Origin of the sequence: Micromonospora sp. WMMD961, assembly GCF_029626145.1 — a bacterium.
In the GTDB taxonomy this organism is placed as follows: Bacteria; Actinomycetota; Actinomycetes; order Mycobacteriales; family Micromonosporaceae; genus Micromonospora.
On sequence record NZ_JARUBJ010000002.1, the window covers coordinates 4,936,008 to 4,954,070 of the forward strand.

12 protein-coding genes and 1 pseudogene are annotated in these 18,063 nt (G+C 70.1%); 6 read left to right on the forward strand and 7 right to left on the reverse strand.

Annotated elements, in window-relative coordinates:
• Nucleotides 1-53: 53 nt before the first annotated feature.
• The 3 genes and pseudogenes from O7614_RS22270 to O7614_RS22280 all read right to left on the reverse strand — a co-directional run.
• A pseudogene (locus O7614_RS22270) lies at nucleotides 54-2,201 on the reverse strand (transglycosylase domain-containing protein); the annotation flags it as partial.
• A gap of 75 nt (nucleotides 2,202-2,276) precedes the next feature.
• Nucleotides 2,277-3,182 carry a class A beta-lactamase gene (gene bla, locus O7614_RS22275; RefSeq protein ID WP_278140424.1) on the reverse strand — a complete coding sequence of 302 codons (906 nt, stop codon included), beginning with the start codon at nucleotides 3,180-3,182 and terminating at the stop codon, nucleotides 2,277-2,279.
• Between the two features lie 261 nt (nucleotides 3,183-3,443).
• Nucleotides 3,444-3,965, reverse strand: coding sequence for a MarR family winged helix-turn-helix transcriptional regulator (locus O7614_RS22280; protein WP_278140425.1), 522 nt, complete (start codon nucleotides 3,963-3,965; stop codon nucleotides 3,444-3,446).
• Between the two features lie 128 nt (nucleotides 3,966-4,093).
• On the opposite strand from O7614_RS22280, the gene O7614_RS22285 reads away from it, so the two are divergent.
• On the forward strand, nucleotides 4,094-5,065 hold the full coding sequence (locus O7614_RS22285; protein WP_278140426.1) for an aldo/keto reductase: 972 nt from the start codon (nucleotides 4,094-4,096) through the stop codon (nucleotides 5,063-5,065).
• Nucleotides 5,066-5,522: 457 nt separating this feature from the next.
• Here the strand turns inward: O7614_RS22285 and O7614_RS22290 are convergent, their stop codons facing one another.
• Nucleotides 5,523-6,101 carry a TetR/AcrR family transcriptional regulator gene (locus O7614_RS22290; RefSeq protein ID WP_278142332.1) on the reverse strand — a complete coding sequence of 193 codons (579 nt, stop codon included), beginning with the start codon at nucleotides 6,099-6,101 and terminating at the stop codon, nucleotides 5,523-5,525.
• A gap of 154 nt (nucleotides 6,102-6,255) precedes the next feature.
• Between O7614_RS22290 and O7614_RS22295 the strand changes: the two genes are divergently transcribed.
• Together O7614_RS22295 and O7614_RS22300 are read left to right on the forward strand one after the other, a co-directional pair.
• Nucleotides 6,256-7,275, forward strand: a complete 1,020-nt coding sequence (locus O7614_RS22295; protein WP_278140427.1) for an aldo/keto reductase — start codon at nucleotides 6,256-6,258, stop codon at nucleotides 7,273-7,275.
• Between the two features lie 500 nt (nucleotides 7,276-7,775).
• On the forward strand, nucleotides 7,776-9,488 hold the full coding sequence (locus O7614_RS22300; protein WP_278140428.1) for a carboxylesterase family protein: 1,713 nt from the start codon (nucleotides 7,776-7,778) through the stop codon (nucleotides 9,486-9,488).
• A gap of 17 nt (nucleotides 9,489-9,505) precedes the next feature.
• On the opposite strand, the gene O7614_RS22305 is transcribed toward O7614_RS22300, so the two are convergent.
• Entirely contained in the window at nucleotides 9,506-10,393 is an 888-nt protein-coding gene (locus O7614_RS22305) for a LysR family transcriptional regulator (RefSeq protein WP_278140429.1), read from the reverse strand.
• A gap of 84 nt (nucleotides 10,394-10,477) precedes the next feature.
• Here O7614_RS22305 and O7614_RS22310 point away from each other — a divergent pair, with 84 nt between their 5' ends.
• On the forward strand, nucleotides 10,478-11,791 hold the full coding sequence (locus tag O7614_RS22310) for an aspartate aminotransferase family protein (RefSeq protein ID WP_278140430.1): 1,314 nt from the start codon (nucleotides 10,478-10,480) through the stop codon (nucleotides 11,789-11,791).
• A 256-nt stretch (nucleotides 11,792-12,047) separates the two neighbouring features.
• Here the strand turns inward: O7614_RS22310 and O7614_RS22315 are convergent, their stop codons facing one another.
• Entirely contained in the window at nucleotides 12,048-12,521 is a 474-nt protein-coding gene (locus O7614_RS22315) for a MarR family transcriptional regulator (protein WP_278140431.1), read from the reverse strand.
• A 222-nt stretch (nucleotides 12,522-12,743) separates the two neighbouring features.
• On the opposite strand from O7614_RS22315, the gene O7614_RS22320 reads away from it, so the two are divergent.
• Nucleotides 12,744-13,679, forward strand: a complete 936-nt coding sequence (locus O7614_RS22320; protein ID WP_278140432.1) for an NADP-dependent oxidoreductase — start codon at nucleotides 12,744-12,746, stop codon at nucleotides 13,677-13,679.
• A gap of 124 nt (nucleotides 13,680-13,803) precedes the next feature.
• Here O7614_RS22320 and O7614_RS22325 read toward each other — a convergent pair whose 3' ends face one another.
• Nucleotides 13,804-15,408 carry an alpha/beta hydrolase gene (locus tag O7614_RS22325; RefSeq protein ID WP_278140433.1) on the reverse strand — a complete coding sequence of 535 codons (1,605 nt, stop codon included), beginning with the start codon at nucleotides 15,406-15,408 and terminating at the stop codon, nucleotides 13,804-13,806.
• A gap of 443 nt (nucleotides 15,409-15,851) precedes the next feature.
• Between O7614_RS22325 and O7614_RS22330 the strand changes: the two genes are divergently transcribed.
• The gene (locus tag O7614_RS22330; RefSeq protein ID WP_278140434.1) at nucleotides 15,852-18,059 is read left to right on the forward strand and encodes a hypothetical protein; all 2,208 of its coding nucleotides are present in this window, start codon (nucleotides 15,852-15,854) and stop codon (nucleotides 18,057-18,059) included.
• Nucleotides 18,060-18,063 lie beyond the last annotated feature (4 nt).

Consider the following 18,063-nt stretch of genomic DNA (forward strand, 5'->3'; position numbering starts at 1 on the left):
CCACCTCAGCGTGACATTCCTCGGTGGGCGTCCGGACTGCCTCACCCGGCGAGGTCCGCCGGTGCGGGTGGGAAGTCGACGCGGGGCATGCCGTGCATCGCCGCCGCCAGGGTCTCGTAGACGGGCGGATTGATGCCGTCGCGCTGCTGGTGCCGCATTTTCACCGTCGTCTGCGGCCAATCCGGGTCAGTAAGGATCCCGGCCACCGCGTACTGCTTCGTCATCGCCACCATGGAGGCGTAGTTCTCCAGGTCGGTGGTGCCGGTCTTACCGGCGACCGGAGCGTTCACCGCGGCCCTCACCTGCGCGGCCGTGCGGCTGCCGCCGCACCTGCTGGTCGCTGAGTCGTCACCGACCGGGCAGCGGGCGACGTCGACGGCGGCGCGGGCCACGTCGGTGTCGACCCGCTTCTCGCAGCGCGGCTCGGCGATGTCCAGGGTCCTGCCGTCCAGGCCGCGGATCTCCTGCACCGGAGTCGGCGCACACCAGGTGCCGTCCGCGGCAAGCGTCGCGTACGCGTTGGCCAGTTCCAGCGGGGTCGTGGCGGAGACGCCAAGGGTGAACGCGCCCCAGTCGTGGGCGGCCGCCCGGTCGTCGGCCCACTGGTCCTCCCGGGTGACCCGGAACTGGATGCCGAGCCGCTTGGCCACGTCGACCACGTTCTCCGCGCCGACCTGCTGCTGCAGTGGGACGAAGTAGGTGTTCGTCGACCTGGCGAACGCGCTCCACATGTTCAGCACGCCACCGGCCTTGTGGTCGGCGTTCCTGGGGCAGTAGCGGGAGGTCCCGGGACACGCGGTGGGACTGGCGGGGTCGATGACGTACTCCGACCGGAAGCGTTGTGGCGAGTCGATGGTGTGGCTGAGGGGGATGCCCTGCTCCAGGGCGGCGACGACGGTGAAGATCTTGAAGGTCGAGCCGGCCTGGTAGCCGGTGATGCCGTCACCACCGGTGAGTAACGGGTTCACCGTGTTGGGGTAGTTTCCCAACCGGTTCTTCGAGCGCTGTGCCGGGTCGCTGTGGGGTTTGTTGACCGGATTCTCCGGGTCGTCGATCCGGAAGGTGCGGTTCACCGCGAGGGCGCGGACGCGGCCGGTGCCGGGTTCGACCACGGCGACCATGGCGGCTTCCCTGGCGGTCTCACTCTTGGCCTTGCGTACGGCCCGGTCGGCACCGCGCTGCGCCTGAACGTCGAGGGTGGTGACCACCCGGTAGCCGCCGCCCTTGAGCAGCCGCTCCCGGTCGTACGCGGTGGCGCCGAACTCTTCCTGGGACATCCACCAGCGGTAGAAGTAGTCGCAGAAGAAGCCCCAGCCCTTCTCGTTCGTGGCGACGCAACCGTTCGGAGAACGCTGGTCCCTGACCGCCATCGGCTCCGCCCTTGCGGCGTCGGCCTCGGGCTGCGTGACGGCGCCGGTCGTGACCATGTTGTCGAGCACGTAGTTGCGCCGCTCCAGTGCCAGCGGACGGCCGCTGCGGGTGGTCGGGTCGTTGGTGGTGGGTGCCTTCACCATGCCGGCCAGCAGCGCCGCTTCCGCGAGGCTGAGCCTGCTCGGCGGCTTGCCGAAGTAGACCTGGCTGGCGGCGAAGACGCCGTACGCACCGTTGCCGAAGGCGGCGATGTTCAGGTAGCGCTCCAGGATCATGTCCTTGGCGACATCCTTCTCGACCTGGAGCGCGTACCGCACCTCGCGCAGCTTGCGGGCGCTGGTGTCCTCCGTCGCCGCGACCACGTCGGCCGGGTGGTCCGCCGAGTACGCGAGGGCGAGCCGCACGTACTGCATGGTGAGAGTCGAGGCACCCTGCCGGTCCCCGGCGCCGGAGGAGTTGTTGACGAACGCGCGGGCGACGCCGGCCAGGTCGACCCCATTGTGCCGGTAGAAGTCGTGGTCCTCGGCCGCGATGATCGCCGCGCGCATCACCGGCGCCACGTCGCCCAGTTTCACGTCGCGCCGATTCTCGTCGTACATGGTGGCGAGCGGGGTCTTGCCGTCGGACGCGAGCAGATAGCTCAGCTGCGGCGTGCGGGCCGCCGTCAACTCGCTCGGCAAGGCGCCGAACGCCTGCGCGCCGGCCTTCGCCCCCATGCCGGACAGCGCCAACGGAGGGAAGGCGGCCGCCGCGACCACCACGCCGACCAACACTCCACAGACGATCAGCGACAGGGTGTTGTTCAGGATTCTGTGCCTACGTATCGGCATTCTGGGCAACCTCGATTCACACGGGTGCAGCAGGCAGGCTGGCGTCAGCGCGCCCCTGGGCGGGCCGACACGCCGTCACAGCGCGGTGATGGCGACCTCGGCCGCCTGGGCGATCAGGGCGTCGTCGTACTCGGCGTCCTTCTGGTCGCGGCTGGACAGCACCGCGAGGACGATCGGCGCGCGGTTCGGAGGCCAGATCACCGCGATGTCGTTGCGGGTGCCGTAGCCGCCGGCGCCGGTCTTGTCCCCCACGACCCAGCCGTCGGGCACGCCGGCGCGGATCAGTTCGCCGCCGGTGGTGTTGCCCTTCAACCAACCGTTGAGCACGTCGCGGTCCGCCGGTTCGAGGGCGTCTCCCACGGCGTACGCCCGCAGATCCTCGGCCAGGGCCGCCGCGGTGCTGGTGTCCCTCCGGTCACCCGGCCTCGCCTCGTTGAGCGCGGTCTCGTAGCGCGCCGGATCGGTGACCTTGTCCCCCACCTCGCGCAGTTCCTTCTCGAACTTCTGCGGTCCGCCGAGCTGGCGCAACAGCAGGTTGCCGGCGGTGTTGTCGCTGTACCGCACGGCCGCGTCGGCGATCGCCCGCAGCGTCATGCCCTCGGCGACGTGCTGCTCCGTGATCGGCGAGTAGGTCACCAGGTCGTCCGCCGAGTACCGGACCACCCGCTCCAACTCGGCGTCGGTGGTCTCGTCGAGGACCTCGGCGGCGGCCAGCGCCTTGAACGTCGACGTGTACGCGAACCGCTCGTCGGCCCGGTACCGCACGGTGCGACCGGTGCCGGTGTCGATCGCGTGGACCCCCAGCCGCGCGTCGAACCTCTCCTCCAGTCGCCGGAACTCGCGGTCCGGGTCGGCGGCGGTGGAGGCGGTGGCCGTCGCCGTACGGTCGGGTGCCGGTGGCTCGGCGGCATCGGCGGGGCCGCAGCCGGCCAGGGACAGCACTGCCACCGCCGCCACCAGACGGCGTGTCGAAAGCACCATGATCGCTCCTTGTCGGTGCCGTGGTCCGGCGCGCGCGGCGCCGGTCGGACAGGACTCGACAGTGGCAGGGATCCGGCATGCGGTCGAAGACGGAAACGGCGATGTCCATGCTGATCAGGCATGGTCACCCGTGGCTCGCCGCGGCCCACCCGACGTCTTCGCGACGGGCGACCTCCGTCGCTGGCGGAGAGTACGGGCCAGCGCCAGCGGGTGGAAGTTCGCCGAGCGTTACCCGATGCGCTGAGCCCGGGCCGCCGGCGGCTACTGCGCGGCCGGTTCGGACGACGCCGCGGGGCGGTTGACGGCGGCGGCGACCGCAGCGCCGATGCGCGTCAACGTCGCCAACTCGTGGGGTTCGAGCTGGTCGATCAGGTATTCCCGAACCGCCGCGACATGCCGCGGCGCCGCGGCCACGACCGCCTCGTAGCCGACCTCGGTCAGCACGGCGTTGGTGCGCCTGCCAGCGCCAGGGACCCGGGCCCGGGCGAGCAGCCCGCGCTTCTCCAGCCGCTCGACGACGTGTGACAGGCGGGACAGCGACGCCGCCGTACGAGCGGCGAGGCGGCTCATCTGCATGGTGCGCTCCGGTTCCTCGGAGAGAACCGAGAGCACCATGTACTCGAAGAAGGTCAGCTGGGACTCGCGTTGCATCCGTGCGTCCAGGGCAGCCGGCAGGCTGATCATGATCGCCGAGTTGGCCAGCCAGGCCGCCCGCTCGTCGTCACTCAGCCACCGCGTTTCATCAACGGGTCGAGCAGACCTCCCCGTTCCCTTCTTGACCATGAGGAGAACGATACAGGGCACTTGTTGACGTTTCAAGTTCCGCCGACTATAACTTGATGGGTCAAGTTCAACCGGGTGTGCCTCCTCGGGGGCGCGGACCGGCCGTCCATCCACGGAAGGACCAGCTGATGCACACCACACTGCTGGGAGACCTCGAGGTCTCCCGCATCGGTCTCGGCGCCATGGGAATGTCGGTCTTCTACACCGGCGCCGGCCACGACGACGCCGGGTCGATCCGCACCATCCAGCGCGCCCTGGACCTCGGCGTCACGCATCTGGACACCGCCGAGGTGTACGGGCCGTACGTCAACGAGGAACTGGTGGGCCGCGCCATCAGGGGCCGCCGGGACGAGGTGGTCCTGGCCACCAAGTTCGGTCTCGTCTCGCACACCGGCAGGCCCGGTCCGGACAGCAGTCCGGCCACCATCCGCGCGGCCGTGGACGGGTCGCTGCGGCGGCTCGGCACCGACCACCTCGACCTCTACTACCAGCACCGGGTGGACCGCCAGACCCCCATCGAGGAGACGGTAGGAGCGCTGCGCGACCTTGTCGCCGAGGGCAAGGTGCGCCACATCGGCCTCTCGGAGGCATCCGCGACGACGATCCGACGGGCCCACGCGGTCCATCCGGTGGCCGCCGTCCAGACGGAGTACTCGCTGTGGACCCGCGACCCCGAAACCGACGTGCTACCCACGCTGCGGGAACTCGGGATCGGCCTGGTGCCCTACTCGCCGCTCGGGCACGGCTTCCTCACCGGTGACATCCGCTCCCTCGACGACCTCGACGCCACCGACTGGCGGCGTACCAACCCCCGGTTCACCGGTGACAACTTCGCGCGCAACCTGCGCATCGTCGACGAGGTCCGCGACATCGCCGACGAGGTAGGGGCCACGCCGGCACAGATCGCCCTGGCCTGGCTGCTCGCTCAGGGCGAGGGGATCGCGCCGATTCCGGGCACCAAGCGTGTCCACCGGCTGGAGGAGAACGTCGCCGCCGACAGCATCCGTCTCACCGCAGGCCAGATCGCCCGGCTGAACAGCCTGACGCCGGCGTCCGGCGAGCGCCACGACGAGGCCGACATGGCCGCGATCGACGGTTGAGACAAGCAGACCACCACGCAGCGGCCGGACCTCGGAGATGATCAAGCGGGACGACTCGGGCGGCTGCTCTCGGCGCCGCCGACGCCACCGCATGTTCGACCTCGGCCAGAGCGCCGAAGCGCTGGCGGCCGTGGAACCGGCCACCCGCCGGGCAAACCGGTCATCACGGTCTGGTCAGCCGGGCGAGCCGGGTCGTCCTAGCCGCTGACCCCGACGGCGCGCGGATTCCCCGCGCCATCCCGCGCTGATGCTGTGCTCGCTCCGACCCTGAGGAACCCGGCGTCCCCGGAGGAGCTGGCGGTCGAAAGGCCCCCGCCAGACCCTCGGGGCCGGGTGTCAGACCGAGCAGGTGGGCATCCTTGCCGGCAGCTTGAGGTCGTACGGCGCCCGAGACAGGCAACCGCACGCCGCCGGTGAATCGACGGCTCCGACACCGGTGAACTTCGTGGACACCGCACTAACGGGCGCGAAGCCCGGCGACGAGGAGGCCGACCAGGCGGCGTGCGTCGTAACGGGGATCGTTGCCCGCGCCGATGCAGAGATTGCCGACGCCGCGCAGCAGCTCGTAGGCGTCCATGTCGGGGCGGATCTCGTCGGCGGCGACGGCGGCGGCGAGGAGCTGGTCGCAGACCGGGACGAGCCGGTCGATGAAGTAGGCGTGCAGGGTCTGGAAGGCGGCGTCGTCGGACTGTAGCGCAGCGGCGAGACCGTGCTTGGTGACCAGGAAGTCGACGAACAGGTCGATCCACTGCGCCAGGGCGGCGTGCGGTGTGTCGCTGTCGGCCAGCAGGGCCGGTCCCGCCTCGGCGCACGCCTCGATCTGGTGTCGGTAGACGGCGACGATGAGGTCGGCCCGGCTGGGGAAGTGGCGGTAGATCGTGCCCACGCCGACGCCCGCCCGTACGGCGATGTCCCGCACGGGGACGTCGACGCCGGAGGTGACGAACGCCGCAGCGGCAGCGTCGAGCAGGGCCCTCTCGTTGCGCCGGGCGTCGGCCCGCTTGCGCGGGACCGGTTGCTCCGAGCCACTGTCGATGTCGGCCACGTCGCGTTACCTCCGTCACTCCCCTTGTCATCCGGAACGTTGTTCCGTATGTTGGCTATCGGAACAGCGTTCCGCTTGCTCAGCATAATGAACCGGGCGGGCTGCCACCAAACCGTGGACCGCCGGACGTGAAGGAGAAACAGCCATGCAGTACCGCACCCTGGGTCGCACTGGTGTGCAGGTCAGCACCCTCGTACTCGGCGCGATGAACTTCGGCAAGATCGGCAACACCACCCAGGAGGATGCCACCGCCATCGTCGACGCGGCGCTCCAGGCGGGGGTCAATCTCATCGACACCGCCGACGCCTACAGCGGCGGCCAGTCCGAGGAGATGGTCGGCAAGGCCATCGTCGGCCGCCGCGACGACGTCGTCCTGGCCACCAAGGCGACCCTGCCGATGGGCGACGACCGCAACCAGCGGGGCGGCTCGCGCCGCTGGCTGGTCACCGCGCTGGAGAACAGTCTGCGCCGCCTCGGCGTCGACCACGTCGACCTCTACCAGATGCACCGGTGGGATCCGACGACCAGCGACGACGAGACGCTGTCGGCGCTGACGGACCTCCAGCTCGCGGGCAAGATCCGCTACTTCGGCTCCTCGACCTTCCCCGCCTACCGCATCGTGCAGGCGCAGTGGGCCGCCCGCGAGGGACGTCTGAGCCGTTACGTGACCGAGCAGCCGAACTACTCGATCCTGCAGCGTGGCATCGAGACCCACGTGCTGCCCGCGACCCAGGAGTACGGCATGGGCGTGCTCGCCTGGAGCCCGCTGGCATCGGGCTGGCTGTCCGGCGCGATCCGCGCCGGCCAGGACATCAGCACGAATCGCTCGGGCTTCATGCGGCAACGCTTCGACGTCGGCATCCCCGCCAACCGCGCCAAGCTCGACGCCGTCGAGCAGCTCGCCACGGTTGCCGACGAGGCTGGCCTGAGCATGATCCAGCTGGCGCTCGGCTTCGTCACCGCGCATCCGGGTGTGACCAGCGCGATCATCGGCCCCCGCACGATGGACCACCTCAGCTCGCAGCTCGCCGCCGCGGACACGGTGCTCTCGGCCGACGTGCTGGACGCGATCGACGCGATCGTGGCTCCCGGAGTCGACCTCGCCGCCGATGAGAAGAACGACACCCCGCCCGCCCTGCTCGAGCCGGCACTGCGCCGCCGCTGATCACTGGGCACGTCAGGGACCAGGCGGCCGACACCGCGCAGACCGAGCGGCTGCGAGAGCACGCGTTCGCCGGGGCCGAAGTCGGGTATCCGCCAGCCCGGGCCCACTACCAGTGGCACACGTCATACGCGGTTGTGACATGGCGCCACTGATCGGTCGACCGCGTCCGCGCTGTCATTGGTGCATGTCGACCACACCCGGGCCGGGGGTCACCATCGCCGGCCGACTCTTGCCCTGGGAACCCCGCCGAGGACCACCGCGTCACCGTGCGCCCGCTGGTGAAGCACATGTGTCGGTTCTCGATTCAGCAACAGGAGTGAAGAGTGGGAAGCGAGCAGCAACAGCGCCCAGTCGCTGTCGTCCCGGAGGGTGCCGGGTCTGGTGGGCGCCGACGGTTTGCGCGGTCCCTCCTCCCCTGGGTTCCCCTGTTCCCGCTGACGGCTATCGCGTTCGTGCTCGCGTGGCTCAACCGGAGTCCGTGGTGGGGTTGGGTACTTGTCGTGGGGCTGCTCGTCGTGCTCGGTGCGACAGTGCGCTCGTGGGCCCGAGGGCACGCGCTGCTCCGGACAGGTGCGTGGCTGCTCGCCGGGACGCTCGTCCTCGGGGCGGCGGTGTTCGCGTATCCACCGCCACAGACCCGTATCGCAGGCGGCGAGGACCGCTCGCCGTCCGGGCCGGTGCAGACGCGGCAGGGGCCGGTCACCGGCGTCTACAACGACGAGCGCACCGTCGAGGTCTTCGCGGGCATCCCGTATGCGCAGGCTCCGGTGGGGGATCTGCGTTGGCGTGCGCCTGAGCCGCCGAAGCCGCGCGAGGGGGTGTTCACCGCGGACCGGTTCTCCGCCGTTCCGGTTCAGGGCACCTCCACGTTCTTCACGCGGGCGCTCTCGCAGATCGTGGAGGTGCCCCTGGAAGGCACGTTCCTCAATCCGTATCCCGTGAGCGAGGACAGTCTCTCCCTCAACATCTGGCGCAGTACGACACCCGCCTCGGCGGACCTTCCCGTGCTCGTCTACATCCCGGGTGGCGGCTTCGCGACCGGCTCCGGCGCCCTCCCCCTCTACGACGGCGAGGCGCTCGCCTCCCGCGGCGAGGTGATCACCGTCACCATCAACTACCGGTTGGGGGTACTCGGGTTCCTCTCCCATCCCGAACTGTCCGCCGAGTCCGCGCACGACGCGTCGGGCAACTACGGGATCCTCGACCAGATCGCCGCCCTGGCGTGGGTGCGCGACAACATCGCGGCATTCGGTGGCGACCCCGACCAGGTCACGATCGCGGGCGAATCCGCCGGTGGCGAGAGCGTCTGCATCCTGGGTGCCACACCACTCGCCGAAGACCTCGTGGACGGCATCATCGCCGGCAGCGGAGCGTGCATGGGCACCACGGGGAACACCGAGCGGGGCGACCAGACTGACACGCGCGAGGCGGCGGAGGATGCCGGCCGCCGCCTGAGCGAGCAGCTGGGTGGGGCGACCATCGAGGAGATGCGCGACATGCCCGTCGAGCGCGTCCTGGACGCGGCGGGCACGCTCGATGCGCACTGGCAGCCCTCCGTCGACGGCCACGTGCTCACGCGATCGCCGGCGGAGACCTACGCGTCCGGAGAGCAACTGGACGTGCCGACCCTGGTCGGCAGCAACGCGGACGAGGCCTCGCTCGCGCTGGCCAGCCCACCGGACACGGACGTCGACGAGTACCGGTCGTCCGCACGCGAGACATACGGTGCAGATGCGGATCGGTTCCTCGATCTGTATCCGGGGGAGACAGCGCAGCAGGTTCTCGAGTCGCGCCTGCGGGCCGAAACCGACAAGATCATGACCCGAGCCATGCGGCGCTGGGCTCAGCTGCAGACGCAGACGGGTGAGTCGGACGCCTACCTCTACTTCTTCTCACACGTCCCTCCCGAGAAGGGCCTTGAGAAGTACGGCGCCTACCACGGCGCGGAGGTCGCGTACGCGTACGACAACCTCGGCGCCGACAGCGCCGCCGACTACACGGAGGCCGACTACCGGCTCCGCGACCAGATGAGCGCGTACTGGGTCAGCTTCGTCCGCACCGGCGACCCCAACGCACCGGGCCTGCCGGCCTGGCCGACGGTCGAGCAAGCGCCCGACCACGTCATGGAGTTCGCTGGCCGCAGCGGGATGGCACCGCGCCCCCGTTCCGACGCCGTCGACTTCTGGATGGACTACGACGGGCCGATCCCCTAGACAGGCAGGTCCTCAGGTCAGTCAGCCGCTCTCAGGGCATTGAGCACGGCCGTCACCTCGGGGCGTGACGCGGCCGGCCGCCGGACCCCGGCGGTGATGCGCCGGGTCAACGGCGGGCTCAGCGGTCGGGTCACCACCCGGTATCGCGGGTCCACCGCCAGCCTCGGCAGCATGGTGATCGAGCGATCGTTCTCCACGTGCTGGAGCGCCAGCATGTAGTTGTTGAACCGACAGATCACGACGGGCTCGAAGCCGGCCTCCCGGCACAGTCGGGTGGACAGCTCGGACATGTACGAGCCGGCGACGTCGAACGTCCAGCGCTGCTGCGCGCACGCCTCCAGGTCGACCGACTCGGCGCTGGTCAGCGGATGTTCCGGGGGCAGCACGAGCACGATCGGGTCGGTGGCGAGCGGCACCAGGTGGATCTCCGGGGAGAGCTCGGCGCCGGCGAAGTCGGCCGTCGTGATGATCAGATCGACGTCGCCGCGACGCAGCGCCGGCATGCTCTCGTGCGGCTCCAGCTCCAGCAACACCACGCTCACGTCCGGGTGTCGGGCCGCGAGACGGACAAGCGCCGGTTCGGCGAGGGCCTGCACGGCACTCTGGAACGCGGCCACGGTGACCGTGCCGGCCGGCTCGTCGGCGAGGCGGCGCAGCTCCGCCTCGGCCGCGTCCATGGCGGCGAGGATCTCCCGAGCCCGGCCGGCGAGCAACATTCCGGCCGCAGTGAGCCGCACCCGCCGCCCGGTGCGTTCCAGCAGCGCGGTGCGGGTCTCCCGCTCCAGCGTGGTCAGCTGCTGTGACACCGCCGACGGGCTCAGGTTGCCGCGCTGCGCAACGGCCCGGACCGTGCCGTAGGTCGCCAGGTCGGCGAGCAGGCGCAGCCGCCATGGATTCAGCGTCATGACCGCCGACTGTACGGCTTTGCTTAACAGCGACAGCGGAAATGTGCGATGGACGTGCCTGTCCGGGCTGCCTAGCGTCGGTCCATGGCTGATTCGTTCTGGTCCGACGCCGATCGTCACCTGGTCCGCTACATCGGCGCGGGCAGCTTCGTCCGTGAGATCATCGACCGCGCCGAGGGCAGTTTCGTCTTCACCGCCGACGGCCGCCGCCTGCTCGACTTCACCTCGGGGCAGATGAGCGCGATCCTCGGCCACTCCCACCCGGCCGTCGTAGCCACGATCCAGCGGCAGGCAGCCACTCTCGACCATCTGTTCAGTGGCATGCTGAGCCGGCCCGTGGTCGAGCTGGCACGCCGCCTCGCCGGCTCGCTGCCCGCACCGCTGGACAAGGTCCTGCTGCTCACCACCGGCGCGGAGTCCAACGAGGCCGCGATCCGGATGGCGAAGCTGGTCACCGGCCGGCACGAGATCATCTCGTTCGCCCGGTCCTGGCACGGGATGACGCAGGCTGCGGCGAGCGCCACCTACAGCTCAGGGCGCAAGGGGTACGGGCCGGCGGCGCCCGGCAACTTCGCGATCCCCACGCCGAACGCGTACCGGCCCGACTTCACCCTTCCCAGCGGCGAGCTGGACTGGCGGCGTCAGCTGGAGTTCGCGTTCGAGCTGTTCGACGCCCAGTCGGTGGGCAGCCTGGCGGCGTGCGTCGTCGAGCCGATCCTCAGCTCCGGCGGGGTGATCGACCTGCCGCCGGGATACCTCGCGGCGCTGCGCGACAAGGTGCACGAGCGGGGCGGGCTGTTGATCCTCGACGAGGCGCAGACCGGGCTGTGCCGCACCGGAGAGTGGTACGCGTTCCAGCGTGACGGCGTCGTGCCGGACATCCTGACCCTGTCCAAGACGCTCGGCGCCGGCCTGCCGCTGGCCGCCGTGGTGACCAGCCCGGAGATCGAACAGACGGCGCACGAGCGCGGCTTCCTCTTCTTCACCACGCACGTCTCGGACCCGCTGGTGGCCGCGGTCGGCAACACGGTCCTGGACGTGCTGGAGGCCGAGCGGCTCGACGAACAGGCGGCGCACCTGGGCGCGTACCTGCGCAAGGGGCTTCAGGAGATCAGCCAACGGCACCCGGTGGTCGGCGACGTGCGCGGCCGCGGGCTGTTGGTCGGGCTCGAGCTGGTCGGTGACCGGGAGTCGAAGCGACCGGCCGACGCGCTGGGCGCCGCAGTGACAGGGCGTTGCCTGGAGCTGGGCCTGCACATGAACGTGGTGCAGCTGCCGGGCATGGGCGGCGTCTTCCGCATCGCGCCAGCGCTCACCTCCAGCCACGCAGAACTGGACCTGGGCCTGGAAATCCTCGACCACGCACTCGCCGACGTGGTGCCGCAGTTCATACCCTGATACACCAGCCGAGGATCGCGATCCCCGGCTGGGTGAATGACCACTGCCACCATCTGCGACGGAAGGTGGCCACGGCGTCTGGGACGGGGCAGAGCAGCCCACCCACCAGCGGAAGCTGTACGGGATCCAGGCGGACCGTCACGAGCGGGGAGTCCGATGGGACGGCGTCGGGCTCGGGGCGGGCGCGGTGGGCGTGACCGAGGCGCTGGGCGTCGGAGCTGGCGTGGGCGGGATCCTGACGGGAGCCGGCGTCGGCCTAACGGCCGTCGAGTTGCTCGCGCATCGGGGCGACGATGCGGGCCAGCGCGGCGGCGAGGTGGCGTTGCTGTGCGGTGGTGAGCGGGTCGAACACCAACTGCCTGACCTGGTCGACGTGAGCCGGGGCACTGTCCGCGACCTTCTTCAGGCCGGCGTCCGTCAGCGTCGCGAGGGTGTAACGGCCGTTGTCCGGGTCGGGGCGCCGGGTGATCCACCCGTGCCGTTCGAAACGGACCATCAGCTTGGACAGCCTCGGTAGCGTGCTGTTGCACAGCAGCGCCAGATCGCTGAGCCGCATCGTGCGCGTTTCGGTCATCGACAGCCGCGCCAGCACGCTGTACTCGAAGTTCGATATGCCCTCGTCCCGTTGCAACTGACGGTCCAGCAGCGTGGGAAGCGCGATCACCACGGTGAGCAGGTCCTGCCACAGCTTCTGCTGCTCGTCGTCGAGCCATTGGGCGGAGCCGGTCATGACGCGCAGCTTACTTGACCGGGCAACTCACAGCCTCATCGTCGCACAGCCGGGCCCGTGTAACGGACGTCATGACCCGACCCGTTGACTTGCCTAGGCAAGTGAGCGAGACTCAACCTAACTTGCCCAGTTAAGTGAGGCGAGCCCGCTCGGAGTTGCCTAGTCAAGTAAAGCGGGTGCCTTGGCGCCCCCATCACCACGAACACCAGCAGGAGAGTTGCAGTGAAAGCGATTCGATACCACGAGTTCGGCAGCAACCAGGTTCTGCGTCACGAGGACGTGCAGCGCCCAGTTCCCGCGGCCGGCCAGGTACTGGTCAAGGTGGCCGCCACCTCGTTCAACCCCGTCGACGACCACATCCGGCTCGGTGTGCTCGCCGAGATGATCCCCACCCCGCTACCGATCACCCCGGGCCTCGACGTCGCCGGAACCATCACCGAACTCGGCACCGACGTCCACGGACTGCAGGTCGGTGATCAGGTCATCGCCATGTTCCCCCTGGACCAGCACGGCGGGGCCGCCGAGTACGCGGTCATAGCAGCCGACCTGGTGACCGCCGCTCCCCGCACCATCGCGCTGACCGACGCCGCCGCACTACCCCTGACCGGGCTGGCCGCTCGCCAGGCGGCCATCGAACTCGCCGGCGTCCGGGCCGGACAACGCGTTCTCGTCAACGGCGCAGGCGGTGCGGTGGGCAGCATCGTGGTCCAGCTCGCCGCCGACGCCGACGCGAGGGTCACCGCCGTCGACGGACCCCAACACGCTGACCGCCTGCGCAGCTATGGCGCGGACAAGGTCGTCGGCCCATTGGAGCTCGACGCGGGCCCGGCAGCGATCGGTGGCCCCTTCGACGTGGTGGTGAACCACGTGCGTCTGGCCCCCGAGGACCTGGCGAAGCTGACCGCCTACGCGGCCGACGGTGGGATCGTCGTCAGCTCCGCCGGCGCGGTGCCAGCCGATGACGCACGTTCGGTACGCACGGCCGGCGTCTGGGTCAGTCCCGACGCCTCGCACCTGGCCGACCTCGTCTCCCGGGTAGACAACGGCCGGCTCCGGCTGCACATCGCCGACCGCCGTCCGCTGCAGGAGCTGCCGACCGTGCACGAGGACGCGAGCAGCGGCAAGCTGCTCGGCAAGACAGTCATCGTCGTCGACTGACACCACCAGGTCTGCGCCCACCGGCGAATACCTCTCCGGTGGGCGCAGACTCGCGAACCTGGCCGAGGGCAGGACGAAAGGCGAGCTGGGCCGTGCCGGCGCACCAGCTCCTCCGGGCCGGGTCTCAGACGGTGCAGGTGGGCATCTTCGGTGGCAGCTTGAGGTCGACGAGGTAGTCCGCTGCGATGGTGTCGACGCAGGTGCTCTTCCCCGAGGAGACCACTGTGTGTCCCTCGCCCTCGACGGTGAGCAGGGCGCTGCCCAGGGTGTCGGCGAGGCGGATGGCGCCCTGGTGCGGGGTGGTGGGATCACCCGTGATCGAGATGACGAGCGTGTCCGGCAGGCCCTTGACGTTCTGCGCGTACGGGATTCCGAGTGTCGGTGGGGCGGGCCAGAACTCGCATCCGTCCCGGGCACCTGCCGCGGGGTCTCCGCCGGGGTTCATGAAGGGCGCGACCTCGTAGGTCTTCGCGCGCAGCCGGGCGATGTCGGCCGGGCTGAGGCGTTGCTCGTCCATGCAGTTGATCGCGAACGCCGCCTCGGTGAAGTTGCCGTTCACCACCGAGTTGGGCTCACCACCTTCGAAGTCGTAGGTCAGCTCCAGCAGCTTGTCGCCACGCCCCTGCCGCACCTGCTCCAGACCGCTCACGACGGTGGGCCACTTGTCCGGGCTGTACAGGCCCGCGATCACCCCGCCGAGCGCGTTGTCGAAGTCGAGTTGCTGATCGAGGGCGGGCACCGGCTTGTCCCGAAGCGGCCGGACGATCGCCTGGAAGTTCGTCGTCCACGCCGTGGGGTCCGTCCCGAGCGGGCAGTTTGCCGCCTTCGCGCAGGCGGCCGCCATCGCCTCGAATGCTTGCTGGAAGCCCCCGTACGCGGCGAGCCGACGTTCGATCGTGCCCAGGGTCGGATCGACCGCGCCGTCGAGGACCATCGCCCGTATCCGCTGCGGGAACTGCTCCGCGTACACCGCCCCCAACCGGGTGCCGTAACTCTGGCCGAGGAACGTCAGCTTCTCCTCGCCGAGCGCCGCCCGCAGCACGTCCATGTCCCGAGCGGTCGTGCGCGTACCCATCTGGGTGAGCGCCTCGACACCCCCGGAGCCCTCGGCGCACCGGTCGAACACCGCGCGGGTGTCCTCCTCCGTCAGCGAGGCGGTCATGGTCATCAGCGGAAAGACCTCGTCGCCCCGGCTCGTGCCGCCCTCGGTGTAGCAATCGGCCGCAGGCTTGGTCGCGCCGACACCGCGCGGGTCGAAGCCGACCACGTCGAACCGCTCGGTGATGCGGCTCTTCGTCATCTGCGCCACGACACCCAGACCGCCCAGGAGGCCGGAGCCACCGGGGCCGCCGGGGTTGAACAGCAGCGAACCCTGCGACGTCCCGCGCGCGGCCACGCGCAGCACCGCGACAGTGGTCTCCGCTCCCCGGGGGTCGTCGTAGTTCAGCGGTACGCGCAGCCACGCGCACTCGCCGGGCGCCTTCCCGAAGATCTCCGCCTCACGTGGACTGGTGGCGAAGTCGGCACACCCCTTCCACGCCAGCTTCTGCTCGTAATACCGCTGCAACGCGGCGCTGGCGGAGGTGCTGTCACCCTGATCGTCGTCCCCGCCCGGCGTACACGCCACCACCGACGACGCGCAGATCACGAGGACGACCCCCAGAAGACCGAGCCGCCGAAGGACAGGGCGGCGCCCGCCGGGCGGCATGCCACTTCTCGTTGCACTCATGGTGCGTGCTCCTTGGTCGCGTTGCGCCGGATGCGGCGTTCGGGTGTGCGGTGCAGCCGGTCGAGGGGTATCAGCCCACGGCCGTGCTGGCCCACCCTTCATGCCACCAGCCGCCGCAGCCGTTCGTCAGTGCCGCCGTGTCACGCCCTACGCGTGACGTGGCGTCACTGTTCGCGCCTCAACGCCGGCAAGCGCCAGAGCGCCGCCGATCCGAGAACAGGACACCGAGCGGATACCGCACGTTCCACCAGGGCTCGCCCGCGCGCCAGGCTCCCTGCCCGCCCGGGTGAGATGCCGGCGATTCCGCGCTGCCGGCGGGGCGGCTCAGCCGCAGCTCAGGGTTGCTTTCCCCTTCGTAGGGTATGCCCGTTCCGCCATACGGACGCCGTCGGATCAGCCGACCGGGTCGGTGTGCCGCGGACGCGCCGGGAGGCCGGTACGGGATGGATCAGCGGGAGGCGGGCGGGCACGCCGGCGACGTCGGCGTGGTGGAACTGCGGGTGCACGGGGTGTCCGCCATCGGCCCGGCTGAGCTGCTGGATCGACCGCACGTGCGGCAGGTGGCGGGTGACCACCGGGGTGGCTTCTACCGACCCCGGCCGGGATTTCACGAGGGCGGCGAGGCGGACGACGTAACGCTGGAGGCCTACCGCTGGAACAACCTGCCGGCCGGAAACGCGGTGCGAACGCTGTCCATGGTGATCCTGCTGCCCTTCATGTTGATCAACCTCGCCATCTGGATGCGCCCGGCCGGAGCCGACCCGGTGATCAAGGCGCTGTGCCGGTTGCTGGCGCTCACCCTGACCGCGATGTACGTGCTGAGCATGGTGGGGATCGCGCTGGACGTGATCGCCTGGAAGTGCATGTCCTCGCCGGAGTGCCTGGACGGACGGAGTTGGCTCTCCTGGCTCGGGGATCGTCCGGCCGGAGTGCGCCTGGCGGTGCTCGCGCTGGTGCCGGTGGCGGCGATCGCCCTGGTGTGGGGGATCACCGCCCGCCCGGCACTGCCGGCTCACGTTCCCCGGTCAGCCGAGCCACCCCTGCCGACGCACCGACTCACCGCCGTCGGCCGGTGGGACAACGACCCGCTGGTCGGCCGACTACGCTCGATCCACGTCGCGGCGGCGTTCGCCACCCTCGACCTCAGCCTGCTCGTTGCCCGGGCCGCACAGGGGCTGTCGATCGGCACCGTCGCGCTGATGGCAGCTGCGGGACTTCTGCTGATCGCGTGTGCGGTGCTGCTCTGTGCCCCGCCCCGGTCCGCGCCTGGGGAATGGCGGCTCGACCGGCTGGTCCGCGTGCTGCGCACCATCGCCCTCGGCCTGACCGTACTGGTCTGGATCCACGTCCTGACCAGCACGGACCCCTGGCCGCAGCGGAACGGGCTGCCCGGCTACGAGCTGACAGTAGTCGGGTTCTTCATCGGTCAGCTGATGCTGCTTGTCGCCCTGGGGGTGGCGCTGTTCTGGCACCGGGACCGACAGCCGGAGGCCGCCCTCTCGCTCGGGCTGGGCGCCCTGGCGGCCTCCGTGGCCGCGATCAGTCTGGCGCTCACCTTCTCCGCCGAACTGGTCTACCGGGTGTCCGACATCCTCAACCAGGGCGCGCCGACCGCACAGACGTCGATCACCAGCCCTCCGCGCGCCTGCATCTGGGCGATTCTCGGCTTCTCGCTGGCAGTCCTGGTGACACTGGCCGTCGCCGCCGTGGTATCGCTGGCGTCCCGACCGGGACGGATCCGCGCCGCGTCGGCAATCGTCGCTCGCGACTTCCCCGACGCACCCGCCGATGCGGCGCCACTGCTGCGACAGGTACGCAGAACCATAGCCCGTGCCCGTTTCACCGAGAAGATGGTGCCGCTCGCGGTGCTCTACGCCTGCCTCGCCGGAATCGGCATCGCAGCGGTCACACTCGGCCTGCTACCGACGCCTCCAGAGCAACTGATCCAGCGCTACGTGGGCCTGCCGGCCGGCTTCGTCAACTTCAGCATCGGCGCCGGCAGCTACCTGATCGCCGCCCTCTTCCTCGGCCTGGTCGTCGGCGGAATCTTCGCCTACCGCACCCCCGGATTCCGCCGCTACGTGGGCGTGCTGTGGGACCTGGGCACCTTCTGGCCCCGAACCGCGCACCCGTTCGCGCCACCCTGCTACGCCGAACGGGCCGTCCCCGAACTGACCTGTCGCATCACCCACCTCGTCGACACCGGCAACGCGGTGGTCCTCACCGGACACAGCCACGGCTCCGTCCTACTCGCCGCGACCGTGCTCCAACTGCCACCAAGAGTCACCGACCGGATCGCCCTGCTGACCCACGGCTCCCCGCTGCGCCGGTTGTACGCCCGGCTCTTTCCCACCTACGTCAACGACGAGGTCATTGGCGAGATCGCCGACCGGGTCGACTGGCGGTGGGTGAACCTGTGGCGCGACACCGACCCCATCGGCGGCCGCGTCTTCCCACCGCCAAAGCGACCCGGCGAAGCATCCGCCACATCCGACCGAGAGTCGACGGTGGACCGACGGCTCCGCGACCCCCACGCCGTCACAGCTCCGGCCGGCGACATCTTTCCACCACCAATCGAAGGACACCGGCCGTGCGAGTCCGACGAGGCGTTCGACGAGGCGGTGCGTGACCTCGCCGACCACCTCCGGTGAGCGA

Excerpts from the sequence above, each read along its gene's own strand:
- bla (WP_278140424.1), bottom strand. The coding sequence starts at position 3,182 with ATGGTGCTTTCGACACGCCGTCTGGTGGCGGCGGTGGCAGTGCTGTCC.
- O7614_RS22280 (WP_278140425.1), bottom strand. The coding sequence starts at position 3,965 with ATGGTCAAGAAGGGAACGGGGAGGTCTGCTCGACCCGTTGATGAAACG.
- O7614_RS22285 (WP_278140426.1), top strand. The coding sequence starts at position 4,094 with ATGCACACCACACTGCTGGGAGACCTCGAGGTCTCCCGCATCGGTCTC.
- O7614_RS22295 (WP_278140427.1), top strand. The coding sequence starts at position 6,256 with ATGCAGTACCGCACCCTGGGTCGCACTGGTGTGCAGGTCAGCACCCTC.
- O7614_RS22305 (WP_278140429.1), bottom strand. The coding sequence starts at position 10,393 with ATGACGCTGAATCCATGGCGGCTGCGCCTGCTCGCCGACCTGGCGACC.
- O7614_RS22310 (WP_278140430.1), top strand. The coding sequence starts at position 10,478 with ATGGCTGATTCGTTCTGGTCCGACGCCGATCGTCACCTGGTCCGCTAC.
- O7614_RS22315 (WP_278140431.1), bottom strand. The coding sequence starts at position 12,521 with ATGACCGGCTCCGCCCAATGGCTCGACGACGAGCAGCAGAAGCTGTGG.
- O7614_RS22325 (WP_278140433.1), bottom strand. The coding sequence starts at position 15,408 with ATGAGTGCAACGAGAAGTGGCATGCCGCCCGGCGGGCGCCGCCCTGTC.
- O7614_RS22330 (WP_278140434.1), top strand. The coding sequence starts at position 15,852 with ATGGATCAGCGGGAGGCGGGCGGGCACGCCGGCGACGTCGGCGTGGTG.